The sequence below is a fragment of the Staphylococcus arlettae genome (assembly GCF_002902345.1).
Classification (GTDB): Bacteria; Bacillota; Bacilli; order Staphylococcales; family Staphylococcaceae; genus Staphylococcus; species Staphylococcus arlettae.
This window is the reverse complement of the sequence record NZ_PPQB01000019.1, coordinates 219,700-235,058: the sequence shown is the minus strand read 5'-3', so window position 1 is coordinate 235,058 and position 15,359 is coordinate 219,700. Positions and strand designations below refer to the sequence as shown.

Here is a 15,359-nt window from a genome sequence, read left to right as displayed (position 1 = left end):
GGTGGGACGACGAAATCATTTTTTCAAAATCAGATTTCTGTCCCACTCCCTTTTTGTAATTGATACATTTGATAATATATGCCTTGTTGTGAGATAAGCATATCATGTGTTCCGCGTTCTACGATTTCGCCATTATTTAAGACTAATATTTGATCTGCATCTTGAATTGTTGCTAATCTATGCGCTATAGCAATTGTTGTTCTACCTTGACGCATATGATTTAATGCAGCTTGAATTTGTTCTTCTGTTTCAGAATCAATATTAGCGGTAGCTTCATCAAGTATAAGTATTTTAGGATCAACTGCCATAGTACGAGCAAAAGCTATTAATTGCCGTTCACCACTGGAAAAAGCACTACCTTTTTCTGTCACTTTATGTTCATATTGTCCATCTAATTGCTGAATAAAGCGATCAGCTTGCACAAAAGATGCTGCAGCTTGAGCCTGTTCAAAAGTCATTTTTGGATGATACAGTTTAATATTCGATAAAATAGTGCCGTAAAATATAAAAGCATCTTGTAGTACAAGCCCAATTTTTGATTTTAATTCGTCTTTAGAAAATGATTTAAGAGATTGATTATCAATCATAATTTGACCTCTTTCAAATTCATAAAAACGCATAAACAAATTAATAATAGAACTTTTTCCTGACCCAGTATGACCGACAAGGGCAACTGTTTCACCTGGATTTACTGTAAAACTAATATGCTTAAGCACGTCTGTCTCGCCATTATAACTAAAACTGACATCTTCAAATGTCACTTTTCCTTCTGTGATTTGGTGCTCATTATTCACATCTTGCTTCGGTTCATATGTTTCATCATCTATAAGTTCAAACACACGACTCGCAGATACTATAGCTTGCTGTAACACGTTTAAATTTTGACTCACTTGATTTATAGGTTCAAAAAAACGTTCCATATATTGGATAAAAGCAAACACAACGCCTGCCGTAATTGTTGCACTAAAACTAATAATTCCAAAATAACCTAAAATCATAACCGTCGCAAAAATAGCAAGCATACTAATTGCAGGTCGTAGTAATAAACTATCTAATTTCACTGTTTTTAGCATATAATCGTAATGCTCGTCATTAATTTGATTAAACTCATCATTTAATCTTTTTTGTTGATTCAATGCTTGGATCATCGTCATACCTTCAATAGATTCAGCTAACTTCGAATTTAAGTCTGACAACAATTGCCTTGATTTATTAAATAGAATAGCAGAATATTTTCGATAAATAATTAGTAAACATATAATAATTGGCATAAAGATTAATGCGTATAAAGCAAGTTGCACATCTAGGATGAACATCATAATGTAGCTAGAAATCATCATGAATACGGCCATAATTACAGTAGAAAAAACGCCGATAAACATATTAACTATTGTTTCTGTGTCATTTGTCAATCTAGAAACGATGCTTCCACCAGAAACTTTATCAAAATAGCGCATGCCTAATGACCCAAGTTTATTAAATGCATCTATTCTTAATTGCTGAATTACTTTGAAGGCTAAGTATTGAAACATATAATCATTAATATATGTAGCAATTGCGCCAATAATCTGTATCCCTATAAAAAATCCTACTAATAATATTAATTTATTTTGTGGAAAGTTGTTAGGTGTTAAAAAGTCATCAATAAAAACTTTTATTAAGTACGGCGTCAACATACTAGTGACGGTCGCTAACGTTAACATTAAAAATGCCAACGCAATAATACCTTTATATGGTGAGGTATATTTGATTAAACGAAACACCGTTTTACCTTGATCCTTCGCTGAGAGTGAAGTTATCTTAGACATTTCCTTCATCTCCTTCCGTCAAATCATTGAGGTGTTGCGCATGTTGTTCTTGTAATGCTTGTGCAGTATAAGTATCGAAATACCACCCTTTTCGTTCTATTAACGTTTGGTGGGTACCGCGTTCTATAATTGTGCCTCTATCCATTACAATAATTAAATCAGCATGTTTCACCGCACTCATACGGTGAGCAGTGATAATATTTGTTTTGCCCTGTCGCAATGTATGCATATTAGCTAAAATAGTTTCTTCTGTTTGTGCATCTACAGCTGATAATGAATCATCTAAAATCAACACCTCAGGATCAATAAGAAGCGCACGTGCGATAGCAATACGTTGTTTTTGACCGCCTGATAATGATACACCTCGTTCACCTACAACAGTTTGATAGCCCTCCGTAAATTGTTGGATATCTTTGTGCACATGACTTAAGCGGCTAACTTCATGAATTTGTGAATCATTGGCTTCCATATTACCGAAAGCAATATTGTTACGGATTGAAGTAGAGAATAAAAAGTGTTCTTGAGGCACATATCCAAATTGTGCGCGTAATTGTCCTAATTGATAATGACGTAACGGTATATCACCATATGTAATATCATTTGGTTTGTCAGTATCAAATTGTCGCAACAGTAACTTTATTAGTGTACTTTTTCCTGAACCTGTACGCCCTACAATGCCAATAGTCATGCCTGGTTGTATTGTAAAGTGTATATCGTGAAGTCCTTTCGCCTTATTTCCTGGGTAATGAAACTGCGCAATATTAAATTCAATATCACCTTGTGGCTGAGCTGTTGTACTGTAATCTGTCTCAATACTATTCGGCGTATTCAAGATTACTTCTATTCGTTCATAAGAAGCCTTTGCACGCTGTACTATATTAAAAAACAGGCCCAATGCTAATAGTGGCCACACTAGCATGCCAAGATATGTTGCAAACGTAATTAACTGTCCCAAAGTAATTTCATCATTTAGTACCATGAACGAACCAAAAGTAATTGTCAAAAACTCACTTGTACCAAATACTAACATTATCGTTGGGTCAAAAAGTGCATCAACTTTTGCAACATATAAATTCTTTCTAACCACTTCATCACTAAGCCCCTTAAAATCAGCTTGATCTTCTGTCTCATAACCAAATGTTTTAGTGACCTTAATACCCGCAACACTTTCTTGTGTTTTATCATTTAATTTACTAAATGCCGCCTGTGCTTTTTTAAAGCCATGGCTCAATAATTTTCCATAATAGCGCGTCATTATTACCATAATAGGTAGTGGTATTAACACAATTAACGTTAATTTTACACTTACGGTCAGTGCCATAGTTATAATGACCATACCACCAGTAATTAATGAATCTGCAATCATTAAAATACCAGCACCCGCTGCATTTTGGACAGCATTTATGTCGTTAGTAGCATGTGCCATTAAGTCCCCTGTCCGTCTATTTTGATAAAAATACGGACTCATTTCTGTATATTTGCGATATAAGTAACGACGCAATATATTGCCTAATTTTTGACTTGTCCCAAAAATAGATAATCTCCAGACATAGCGCGAACCATATAGTAAAAGTGCTGCTAAAACCAATATACTTAAATATATGATTAGCATTTTGCCAGTTAGCACTTGATTCGTCATACCATCTATCGTCTTACCAATAATTTGAGGTGGTAATAATTCAATTAAAGCTATTGTAATTAACATGATTAAACCCAAGATATAGTTGAATTTTTGTGCTTTAAAAAACCATGTTAATTTTAAAAATACGCCCACTATAATCACCCCTTTTGGTTTATGTTAAATACATCTTACCACACCTTGTATTGCTGATTTAAGTGTTTGATTACATGCAAAAAGAGCAAATACACAGCATCAACTTGTTTTCATTAACGGTGTGTATTCACTCTCTGTTATGGTTTGTGCTACTATTTGAAATAAAGGCTAGCTCTAGTAAAATGCTAATCTAGTTGTATTACTCTTCTTTACTTTCCTCAAATACTACGACTTGTTGTCCTTTTTTATGCGTTGACGTAATTCCCTGTTCTATGGCTAAAACATGCGCTATTTTAGGGGCAGTCCACAGTACCGGCAGCATAATTATTGAGATGGGTACAGCCGTGACGACAATAAATGACTGTAAGGCGTCAATACTACCTTCTCCAATATTAATTAAAATAACAGAAATCACACCCATAATAATGACCCAAAACAAACGGATTAATTTAGGTGGATTCCCTTCACCTGTAACAGCCATTGAAATGGAATATGACATTGAATCTGCAGTTGTAATAACGAAAACAAACGTTAAAATTAATATGGCAAATACTAAAACATCACCTAAAGGCAATTGATTGGCTAATGCGATAACTGCAGCAGGTAAACCATTATCTGCTAATGGTCCACTCACCGAACCGTTATGTTGTTGTTCATAAAATAATCCACTTCCACCTAAAATGGTAAACCAAAAATGCGATACCAATGCTGCTACGACTGATACTAAGAAAAAGATTTCACGAATCGTGCGTCCACGAGATACACGCGCAACTAAAATTGCCATTAATGGTCCATAACCTATAAACCATCCGAAAAAGAACAACATCCATGCGCCAGCCCATTCATCATCTCCTCTAAATGTACCTATTTTGACAAAATCAGAGATATACGTTCCATAAGATGAAATAAATGTATCGATAATGAAATGTCCTGGGCCAAATAATAAGATAAATGCTCCTATAGCTAGTGCTAACCAAATATTCAATGTACTTAAAAATTGGATTCCTTTATTTATTCCAGTGACAGCGGAAATAGTTACTAATACCGTCAAGCCTCCTACAGCAACAATCTGTGTGACCAAATTGTCGGGTACACCTAAAATACTATGTAACCAAAAGCTAAATTGGAAGCCAAAAAATCCTATCGTTCCTATCGTTCCGGCTACAGCACCTAAAATACAAAAAACATCAGTTAAAGAACCAATTTTATTATTTTCAATCTTTGCTCCAAATACTGGATATAATAATGTACGTGGTCTCATTTTCAACCCTTTATTATAATGTGCGTACATAATTACAATACCGCTAATGGCACCGTAAACTGCCCAAGCAGTAAATCCCCACGACGTGAAGCTTTGTGCCATTGCAGCTGGAACTGCCTCTGCAGATTTATTTTTAATTCCGTCCCCCATAGTCGGTGGCACGTCTAAAAAGTAATACATTGGTTCTGCTGCTGCCCAAAAGATTGCACCAGCACCTAAACCTGACGTGACAACAATTGCTGCCCATTTAAAGTAACTCATTTCAGGCTTATCAACATTGCCCAAACGGACCTTGCCGTATTTTGAAATAGCTATCACTAATCCTATAAAAAATGTTGCTAATAATAATAGTTGCCAAAAAGCCCCAAAATATTTAATAGAAATCTCAAAACTTTGTTGCACAAACTTTGCAGTGCCACCTGTAAAGAACGCTGACATAATTACAAAAATAACTAAAACACCAGCACTTATTAAAAATACCGGCCAATCTAACTTTTCTTTTACTAACTTAGTTTTCATTAAAGTTTCCTCGTATCCTTTATATAGATTTATCTATTTTCAAATCTTTATGCAAGTTTCTAAAATATTATCAAGCTATATAATGATGCTAACGAATTTTAATTTTAAAAGTTTCCACGTTTAAAGTGTCGCTCCTTGTATGTACACACAGACAATTAAGCCATGTTTATTTGTTAGAATAAACCTTTACTATTTTTCAATTTATACTTAAGTCGTTATCTTACCACTCTTTTTGCAATATGCCTAATTATCACTATACACAATATATTTTTTTAAAATCGAAATTTAAAAATAAAACTTACACATTGACTTAATACTTAAAATCACTTATATTTAACTTGTATCTAAAACAAATACATGTTAACCACAGGAGGTTATTATGACTTTTCATGATTCGACTGCAACGCAAGTCACTAATATCACATTAAATGTCGCAAATTTAACTAAGATGACACAATTTTATACAGAAGTACTCGGTTTAACACTTGCTAGTAAAGACGATGCACTAGCTATCCTAAATATTGGGAATTCTGGTCACACAGTAACTTTAAGAGCAATTACTGATGCTAAAAAACCTGCAATGTCAGAAGCTGGACTTTTTCATATCGCTTTTTTAGTCCCTACTAGAGCAGATTTAGCAAATTTTTTATATCATGCAGCTAGCCTAGGTATACAAGTTGGTGGTGGTGACCACTTAGTAAGTGAAGCACTCTATCTTTCTGACATTGAAGGTAATGGAATAGAAGTCTACCAAGATCGTGATGCAACTACATGGCAATGGGAAGATGACTATGTCAAAATGGATACGTTACAAGTAGATGCTGAAGATTTAGTTAACCAGCGTACTACAGAAGGCTGGCAAGGTATGCCATCACAGTCAAAATTAGGTCATTTACATCTAAAAACAGCAAACCTAGAAAGTGCACGTAATTTTTATATAACTCAGTTAGGTTTACAACATATTTCTCATTATCCTCAAGCTTTATTCATGTCAACAAACCAATATCATCATCATATTGCTGTCAATGTTTGGCAATCAACCCAACCGCGACTCGATAATGATCATAGTTTAGGCCTTTATCATATTGATATTTATAAACCAAATGCACAAAATGAAACATCAATCAGTCCTGAAGGATTCAGTGTCACAGTGCATAGCAATCGTACTACTGTCCCTGAATAAAAATTAAAATGAATTCCAGACATAAATAGCAATGAATTCCAGACATAAATAGCAATGAATTCCAGACATAAATAGCTCTGACTAAAAAATAAACGTCAATTTCTATTGAGAAGATATAGAAATTGACGTTTTTTAATTATATGAAATGCCTTTAAGATAAAAAGATGTTGTTTAACTTTTGTTTTCGAAATTTCTTATTTTTTGAATAGCCAAATATAAATTCTATCGATTTGAAACGTGTTGACGCCCAGAGGAATAGTATGCGTGAGAGACTAGGACGAATCAATGTTGTCCCAGTCTCCTCTTATTTGAAAATAGGGATTTGTATCCCATCTTCATTTTTATTCAAACCACTCGATAACATCTGCTTGTGGTTGTCTAGTTTTTGCTTTAGGTTCTGTTTCTCTATAACCAAAAGCTACCATATATGAAGGCACAAAATCATCAGCACCGATAATGTTTTCTGATTTTAATAACTCAGTAACAGCATCTAAATCAAATCATTCAATAGGACAAGAATCAATGCCTAATAATGCTGCTGAAGTCATCATATTTCCTAATGCAATATAAGTTTGCTTACTTGCCCAATCTACAAGTGAGCGTTCATTATCATTGATATGAAAATTTGTTTGAAAATCATCATATTTTTTCTCGACTGCAGGAATTGTCTCCTCTGCATATTGCTTAATATTACGAATGATATGTTGAACATACGGTGATTGAGACGTTACATTTTTACGTGCTAACGCTAATACAAAATGGCTAGCAGTGTCCAGTTGCCCTTGAGCACCCCAACTAATATCTCTTAATTTATTTCGTAAATCAGCATTTTGAATCACTAAAAATTTCCAAGGCTCTAATCCTAAAGAACTTGGTGATAATCTACCTGCTTCTAAAATTGTAGTAAAATCTTGTTCACTAATTTTTTTAGTTGCATCAAAACGCTTTGTTGCATGTCGAAATTGAAATGCTTCAATAATTTTATCATTCATGTCTGCCATTACTTTAGTGCCATCCTTTCAAATTAAAGATTTATTAAGTAAGTTCTAGTATAAGCTAAATAATATTTCCGATAAAAGTAATCTGTTTATAAAAAAATAGAAGTAATATCGAAATGTACTGTTAACTATTTCGAATACCACTTCTATATATAGATTTTATCATTGTACTAGTGTAGTTCACGCATTATTCACCTTATATTGTCAGCATTAATACCAATGAATTGGTAATTGCTCATTACAATTCAGGTGCTAATACCGTTTCTTCAATAACTGATAACACACCTTGTTTATCATTAGACGGTGCAACAAAGTTTGCTACGTCAAATAACATCTGATCATGACTATTTTCCATAACATAGCTATGTTCAGCAAGTTCTAACATATCATAATCATTATTTGCATCACCGAAAGCCATTAGATTATCTGCAGTCAATTCCCATTTCGCTAAAAGACGTTTAAGTGCATTGCCTTTAGTCATTTCTGGGATAATAATATCAATACTGTCGTGCCCACTAGATACTATACTAATATCATCTGCAAATTTCACAGCTAAATCCTGATCTAATTGTGGATGTGTATCTCTATTAATATTCAATGCGACTTTAACATATTCATCATTTGGCAAATGAGCAAAAGAATCAATTTCTTCTAATTGACGATAATAAAAATGTGCTACTTTTTTAAAAGTTTCACTGGTATCTTTTAAAATATAGGCACTCTTTAATCCACAAACAATTAGTTCTTGCATACTACGTTCATAATGTAAGTAATGGATTAACTCCTGATAAAAATCAAAATTAAATGCACGATAATCATATAATTCTTCACCGTCGTATATAACTGCTCCATTTTCTGCGACAAAAAACATCTCTCTCTGTCCAAAAATAGAAATCAATTTAGCATATTGATTCCCACTAGCAGCAATAAATTTCACATTTCTTTGCTGTAATTGATTAAAAATATTGTTAAAACGTGCAACATCATAACTTTTGTTAGTATCTAAAAAAGTGCCATCCATATCAACCGCAATTGCTTTTATCATATTGTCCCCTCAAACTTTCAATTATGTATGTGCTTTCATTATAGCTATTTTAACGATTGTTGAAAAGTATAAGATGACAAGTTAAGCTGTTGTCACCTTATACTCACACAATAATTATACTTGTTGCGTTATTTGATTTATAAAGCTGAAATAGTCTGCGATATTATTATTGAGTTGCGCTTCATTAACATTAAAAGTGCCATACAGTGCATGTGCCCCTATAAATTTCGCACCTACAAAGCGACTCGTCGCATCTAAAGGAGCTAACAATTGTGCTAAAGTGTAGCCTACCGCACCCTCAGCGTGATAATCTTCTTCTGCACTTCCTACAGAAACTGCTGCAGCAAACTGTTTTCCTTGTAATTTATCCCCAGTAGAACCGTAAGCCCAACCATACTCTAATACTTCATCAAAATATTGTTTGAATAAAGGCGGATAACTATACCAATACAATGGAAATTGGAAAATAATAGTTTCGTATTGCTCTAACAATTGTTGCTCCGCTTCAATATCAATAACTTCATTTGGATAAATCGAATACAAATCATGTACAGTGACCTCATCACGTTGTTGCAAAGCTAATTTCCATGCTTTATTTACTTTTGACTGTGTCATATTTGGATGTGCGATAATAACTAAAGTTGACATTTTTCCCTCCTAAAAAGACTCATTTAATAAGTTAATATTAAATGAGTCAATATTATAGATACAATATATTTGTTTGAAACTACAATAATCACTACTGCTCTTTAGAATAGTCAGTATTTGTTGCATAATCTGCAATTGCCTTTTTTTGTTTCACTTTAGAAACGTAAGTAACGGCTTCATTTCTATCAAAAATAGTTAAACCAGTAATATCTTTGCCCTTGTTAGGTCGAATAAAACTAGCTAAATATGAAATAATAAACGCAATTAAAAATGAGATGATAGATACAAAGAATGGTGAATTGTCCCCACCAATATTGTTAAAAATATAAGCAAAAATAACACCAAAAATTAAACCAATAATTACGCCGAATGCGTTTGTACGTTTAGTGAAAATACCAACTGCAAATACACCAGCTAGTGGCACACCAAATAATCCAGTAATAAGTAAGAATAAATCCCAAATATCATTTGAATCAGCAGCAATTAAATAGATAGACATTGCATAACCAAATAAGCCTGAAATAATTATGATATAACGTGCAAACGTTACTTCACTTTTTTCATTACCCTTCCCAAAAAAGCGATGTTTTATATCTACAGAAAAACATGCTGATATCGAGTTCAAACTTGAAGATATCGTTGATTGGGCAGCAGCAAAAATTGCTGCAATTAATAATCCACCAACAAAAGGAGGCATTTCAGTTAAAATAAAATACGGTACGATAGACGACGTATTAAAACCATTAGGTAGTGCGCTACTATGATTATAAAACGAATATAACATTGTTCCCATACCGTAAAATATAGGTGCTGATATTAGTGCCAATATACCATTTGTCCACAATGATTTAGAAGTTTCTTTCAACGAGTCTGATGCTTGGTAACGTTGAACGACGTCTTGACTTGCAGTATATTGATGTAAATTATTAAAAATGTTACCTAAAAATATAATCGGTATAGCCGCTGCTGCTGTATTGAATTTCCAATTGTCAGCGCTAATTATTTTTTTATTGTTCATTGCATCTGTAACCAATGTCCCCATACCATTTGGTAAATGAACAACCCCTAAAATAATAATGACAACAGCGCCACCAAGTAAAATGACACCTTGAATAAAGTCACTCCACACAACACCTTCAAAACCACCTAAAAACGTATATAAGATACATAAAATACCTACGAGTGAAGCTACAACAAATGGATTTAAATCCGATACAGATGTAACCGCTAAAGTTGGTAAATAAATTACAATAGCTACTCTTCCCAAATGGAATAAAATAAACAACAAAGAACCAATCACTCGTATACTAGGTCCAAAACGCGCTTCTAAATATTCGTAAGCTGACGTGACATTCAATTTCTTGAAAAATGGTACATAGAAAAAGATCAATAAAGGTATTATTGCTACAATAGTAATATTTCCAACTATATAAGACCAATCTGTTAAAAAGGCTTTTTCTGGTGTTGACATAAAAGTAATTGCACTTAAAGTTGTCGCATAAATAGAAAAGCCCACAGCCCAAGATGGTAACCTACCACTGGCAGTAAAAAAGCTATCAGTATTTTGTCCTGCACGTTTAGTGAAGTACACCCCAATTAGCAACATGATAAAAAGATAGAGTAAAATAGCTACCCAGTTCCAAAACCCAAACCCCACTTGTTCCATGAACAATCAACCCCTTAAGTTAAAAATTATAAGTTATATTTATCTATAAGTGTCTCTAACTGTGCTCTATTATTTTCATTAAATGGTTTAAATGGTTTTTTTGGTAAACCACAATCTAGACCACGTGCTTTTAATATTTCTTTTAACGTTGGATAAATCCCCATGTCTAAGATGCCTTCAATAATATGATTAGTGTCATGTTGAATAGCATAAGCTTTAGCAACGTCACCTTGTTGCGCATTTTCAAAAATAGCACGTGCACGCTTACCATTAACGTTATACGTTGACCCAATAGCACCATCAACTCCCGAAATAGCTGCTTGTACCAACATTTCGTCAAACCCCGAGAAAATTAATTTATCCGGGAAATGTTCACGGATTCTTTCAAGTAAAAAGAAATTAGGTGCTGTATACTTTACACCAATAACTTTGTCATGTGAAAATAACTCTTCAAATTGTGTCATTGATATATTAACTCCAGTTAAATCTGGAATAGCGTAAACAATTAAATTATTTTGTGTTGCTTCAATGAGTTCAAAGTAATAATCTTTTATTTCTTCAAAAGAAAATGGATAATAGAACGGCGTAACAGCAGAAATTGCGTCGTAGCCTAATTCAGTTGCGTATTGACCTAATTCTATAGATTCGTTTAAATCTAGTGCACCAACTTGTGCGATTAATTTAGCGTCATTTCCAATGACATCTTTGACTACTTTAAAAATTTGTTTCTTTTGTGCAGTGTTAATTAAAAAGTTTTCTCCTGAACTTCCATTAACGTATAAACCATCTAACCCTTCTTTATCTATAGCATTACGTGCTATTTGTTTTAATCCCTCTTCTTTTACCTGACCATCCTCATCAAAGGGAACTAATAACGCTGCATACAAACCTTTCAAATTATCTTCCATGTTATAAACCTCCATTATTTTCGCTATTTAACTATTTTAGCTACGCTCAAAACTTAATTTTTTAAGTACATAACTAAACGTTACCTATTAGAAATTTTACTTTACAGCTAGAATTGTAAACGCTACCATAAAACTTAGCAATAGAATTCTGAAAATTATATACGTTTAATAAGCACATTAATGAAAATATTTTTCACAAATAGTCTAAATGGAGGTCATCGCATGTCGTACAAAATTGTTTTAGATGTAGGGGGTACACAAATAAAATCTGCTGTACTTGATGAAAATGCTAATTTAGTAACCTTTAATAGCATCCCAACGCCTAATAACATTACTGATTTTATTTTAGATGAGGTCATCCAAATAGTAGCACAATATAAAGAACTGTATCATTTAGATCCAGTCTACGTTGGCATCTCTAGCGCTGGCGTTATAAATCGCGATACAGGAACGGTAGTTTATAGTAGTCCCACGATTGCTAATTTTACAGGGACAAACTATAAGCAAGCATTAAGTCATATTACTCCGTTTGTCTATGTCTGCAATGATGTTGATGCCGCACTATTAGGAGAACTACACACATATCAATATGCACAACAACAAATATTTTGTTTAACTTTAGGCACAGGTATTGGAGGCGCATTTTACACTTCAGAAACAGGTTTATATCAAGGTGCCAACTCTCGTGCCAATGAAATTGGTTATATGCTATACCGTCCTGATAGTGAAACGACTTATGAACAACGGGCAGCTACTTCAGCATTACAAACCCAAATTACTCATCAATATAGTTCAACTGATGTAGATGTTAAATCGTTATTTCTTCAAGCTAAACAAGGAGATGAAACAGCAAGTGCTTTATTACACACTTGGGGTAAAGACGTCGCAGAAGGCGTAGCACAAATTCAATTACTTTATGATCCTGCGTTAATTTTAATTGGTGGCGGAATTTCTGCACAAGGTGATCAATTATTGCAATATATTGTACCTTATGTCTCTTATTTTTTACCTGCCAATTATGAACATGCACCTATTCAAACTACGCATGCGTTAAATAATGCTGCATTACTCGGTGCAGGTAGTTTAATAACACTTTAACCAACTAACCTAAATTAAATAATTGTCGTAACTTCCGTTTATACAATACTTAGGGCCAGAACATTAATAATGTTCTAGCCCTATATATTACGGTTTATCATGTAAAATAACATCTTTTGTTTTTTGATAGACTCGATGTAAATGCTCATCGTCTAATAATAAGTAACTGACAATATCTATTAAAAAATGTGTCGCAATTTGTGTATTAATAAACCTTGTATCATTATTTCTGGATTGGTCTGTCGTAATCAATACTAAATCTGCACATGCTGTAAGTGCACTACCTTCATAGTTAGTAATTGCTACTACAAAAGCACCTTGTTGCTGTGCAATCCCTGCAGCTGAAATTAACTCTGTAGTTTCACCACTGTTCGAAATAGCGACAAACGTATCCGAACCTGTTAATAATGACGCTACAATTTTCATTTGATGAGAATCTGTCGATACATTCCCTTTTAAGCCCATACGCATCGTTCTATAATAAAATTCAGTTGCTGTTAATCCTGAACTCCCTAATCCAGCAAAAATTATTTGTCTACTACGCATAATTTGATTTACAAAATTTTGAATATCAATATCTGAAATAAACTCGCCAGTTTGTTGAATTGTATTTTGATGATAGTTATGAATTTTTTGGATGAGCGGGCTATTCTCAATTTCTTGATTAGTCATTTCCTGTTGCAAATTAAATTTCATATCTTGAAAGTTTTCATAGTCTAATTTATTGGAAAAACGTGTAATGGTGGCAGGTGAAATGCCTACACTATTCGCCAATGAATTAATAGTAGAAAAGTTATCATCAAATTGATTATTTTTTATATAGTTAACGATTTCTTTATCTGCTTTAGTAAATAAATGTTTATAGCGTTGCACTCTATTATCAAATTTCATCTGTGCGTCTCCCCTTTTTAATATAGCCATATTTTATTATAAACGAAAAGTTTTTTCATTAATACTATAACTATTGATTATTTTTTTCCTAATGTTATATTGATATTACTTTAATTAAATCACTATATCTTAAAATTTAATGTTATGGAGTGTGTATTTTATGTTACCTAATGGATTAATCGTATCTTGCCAAGCTTTACCTGATGAGCCACTACATTCATCTTTTATTATGTCAAAAATGGCATTAGCAGCTTATGAAGGTGGTGCTGTTGGAATTAGAGCAAACAGCAAAGCAGATATTTTAGAAATTAAAAAAACAGTTGATCTACCTATCATTGGTATTGTTAAAAGAGATTACGATAATTCCAATGTTTTTATTACTGCCACTAAAACAGAGGTACAAGAATTACTTGAAAGTGGTTGTGAAGTCATTGCACTTGAAGCTACGAATCAACCTCGACCACAAGAAAGCTTAGCAGAATTAGTAGCATATATCCGTCAAGAAGCACCACACATTGAAATAATGGCTGACATCTCTACTGTTGAAGAAGCAAAACAAGCAGAAGAACTTGGTTTCGATTATATTGGCACAACGTTAAGAGGCTATACAACATATACATCTGGTCATGTTTTATATGAAAATGATTTTGCCTTTCTAAAAGAAGTAATTGCTAATGTGAATACTAAAGTGGTTGCTGAAGGAAATGTTGTGACACCAGATATGTTTGCGCGTGTAAGTGAATTAGGTACGCACTGTACAGTAGTCGGCGGTGCTATTACACGTCCAAAAGAAATAACACAACGCTTTGTATCTGCTGTTGCTACTCCCAAACATTAATTTAACTTAAAAAGCGTAGCTATCTATATTCAACGAACGTTTCATTGAAATAAGATGGCTACGCTATTTTTTCATTTATAACTTTATTGTGAGCTATACCGCTTCTGCAATAAATATTTTTCTATCTTCCCATTCGCCTGTTTGGTAATTATAGTTGTCACAAGTAATTAGAGTTAATTGCTTTTTATTGCTGTTTTGTTCCTCTAATACATGAACATCACTGGGCTTCACATCATATATTTTCGTTATTTGGTAATGACGCTTGTCCTGTCCTACTTTAAAATACACATCACTACCTATTTTTGAGGCAGTTAAATTAGTAAATTGATAATGTCGAAGATTCGTATGTGTATGACCTGCTATTGCAATATTTTGATCATCTAATGATTCATCAGCTTCTGCAAAGCTGATGCCTTTTTCTAACTGTTTAGGTGTTGCCGGCCCTTGATATACAGGCTCTTTAATATCAGCATCAGGTACAGTTAAATATCCTACCATAGTTGATGCATTTTGCTGTTTCGTAGACTCAGTAGACTGATGTTGCTTAGCATCATACTGTTCTACTTTATCTGATGCTTCCTTGTTATAAAAATAATTAGCTATATAAGGCTGTACCAATAAATAAACAGCTACTAACAAACATACTATTCCTAACAACGACAGTAATATATTAATCCTTCGTTTCAACTTAACTACGCCTCTTTCACTTGAATTACTTATGG

Annotated in this window: 12 protein-coding genes and 1 pseudogene; 3 read left to right on the top strand and 10 right to left on the bottom strand. The window is 33.4% G+C overall.

Annotated elements, in window-relative coordinates:
* Window positions 1-29 precede the first annotated feature (29 nt).
* The 3 genes from CD036_RS10140 to CD036_RS10130 all read right to left on the bottom strand — a co-directional run bounded on the left by CD036_RS10140 (window position 30) and on the right by CD036_RS10130 (window position 5,362).
* Entirely contained in the window at window positions 30-1,808 is a 1,779-nt protein-coding gene (locus CD036_RS10140; RefSeq protein ID WP_103388565.1) for an ABC transporter ATP-binding protein, read from the bottom strand.
* Window positions 1,801-3,582: an ABC transporter transmembrane domain-containing protein gene (locus CD036_RS10135; RefSeq protein WP_103388564.1), complete on the bottom strand. Its 1,782-nt coding sequence runs from the start codon at window positions 3,580-3,582 to the stop codon at window positions 1,801-1,803. Before CD036_RS10135 ends, CD036_RS10140 begins: the two co-directional genes overlap by 8 nt.
* Before the next feature lie 199 nt (window positions 3,583-3,781).
* On the bottom strand, window positions 3,782-5,362 hold the full coding sequence (locus CD036_RS10130; protein WP_021459579.1) for a BCCT family transporter: 1,581 nt from the start codon (window positions 5,360-5,362) through the stop codon (window positions 3,782-3,784).
* A 379-nt stretch (window positions 5,363-5,741) separates the two neighbouring features.
* Here CD036_RS10130 and CD036_RS10125 point away from each other — a divergent pair, with 379 nt between their 5' ends.
* Complete coding sequence (locus CD036_RS10125; RefSeq protein WP_002509540.1) at window positions 5,742-6,545, top strand: VOC family protein; 804 nt, start codon at window positions 5,742-5,744, stop codon at window positions 6,543-6,545.
* A 341-nt stretch (window positions 6,546-6,886) separates the two neighbouring features.
* On the opposite strand, the pseudogene CD036_RS10120 reads toward CD036_RS10125, so the two are convergent.
* The 5 genes and pseudogenes from CD036_RS10120 to CD036_RS10100 form a co-directional block, all read right to left on the bottom strand.
* A pseudogene (locus CD036_RS10120) lies at window positions 6,887-7,546 on the bottom strand (NAD(P)H-dependent oxidoreductase).
* A gap of 235 nt (window positions 7,547-7,781) precedes the next feature.
* Entirely contained in the window at window positions 7,782-8,588 is an 807-nt protein-coding gene (locus CD036_RS10115) for a Cof-type HAD-IIB family hydrolase (RefSeq protein ID WP_002509542.1), read from the bottom strand.
* Window positions 8,589-8,702: 114 nt separating this feature from the next.
* Window positions 8,703-9,236 (bottom strand): NAD(P)H-dependent oxidoreductase, encoded by a 534-nt coding sequence (locus tag CD036_RS10110; RefSeq protein ID WP_103388563.1) that lies wholly within the window; start codon window positions 9,234-9,236, stop codon window positions 8,703-8,705.
* 91 nt (window positions 9,237-9,327) lie between these two features.
* Window positions 9,328-10,902 (bottom strand): sodium:solute symporter family protein, encoded by a 1,575-nt coding sequence (locus tag CD036_RS10105; RefSeq protein ID WP_002509544.1) that lies wholly within the window; start codon window positions 10,900-10,902, stop codon window positions 9,328-9,330.
* A 26-nt stretch (window positions 10,903-10,928) separates the two neighbouring features.
* Entirely contained in the window at window positions 10,929-11,810 is an 882-nt protein-coding gene (locus CD036_RS10100; RefSeq protein WP_103388562.1) for an N-acetylneuraminate lyase, read from the bottom strand.
* Between the two features lie 222 nt (window positions 11,811-12,032).
* Here CD036_RS10100 and CD036_RS10095 point away from each other — a divergent pair, with 222 nt between their 5' ends.
* Entirely contained in the window at window positions 12,033-12,908 is an 876-nt protein-coding gene (locus CD036_RS10095; RefSeq protein WP_021459583.1) for an ROK family protein, read from the top strand.
* Between the two features lie 87 nt (window positions 12,909-12,995).
* Here CD036_RS10095 and CD036_RS10090 read toward each other — a convergent pair whose 3' ends face one another.
* Window positions 12,996-13,799 carry a MurR/RpiR family transcriptional regulator gene (locus CD036_RS10090; RefSeq protein WP_002509547.1) on the bottom strand — a complete coding sequence of 268 codons (804 nt, stop codon included), beginning with the start codon at window positions 13,797-13,799 and terminating at the stop codon, window positions 12,996-12,998.
* Window positions 13,800-13,959: 160 nt separating this feature from the next.
* Between CD036_RS10090 and CD036_RS10085 the strand changes: the two genes are divergently transcribed.
* A complete protein-coding gene (locus CD036_RS10085; RefSeq protein ID WP_002509548.1) occupies window positions 13,960-14,637 on the top strand; it encodes an N-acetylmannosamine-6-phosphate 2-epimerase in 678 nt (225 codons plus the stop codon).
* 93 nt (window positions 14,638-14,730) lie between these two features.
* On the opposite strand, the gene srtA is transcribed toward CD036_RS10085, so the two are convergent.
* Window positions 14,731-15,324 carry a class A sortase SrtA gene (gene srtA / locus CD036_RS10080; RefSeq protein ID WP_031266757.1) on the bottom strand — a complete coding sequence of 198 codons (594 nt, stop codon included), beginning with the start codon at window positions 15,322-15,324 and terminating at the stop codon, window positions 14,731-14,733.
* Window positions 15,325-15,359 lie beyond the last annotated feature (35 nt).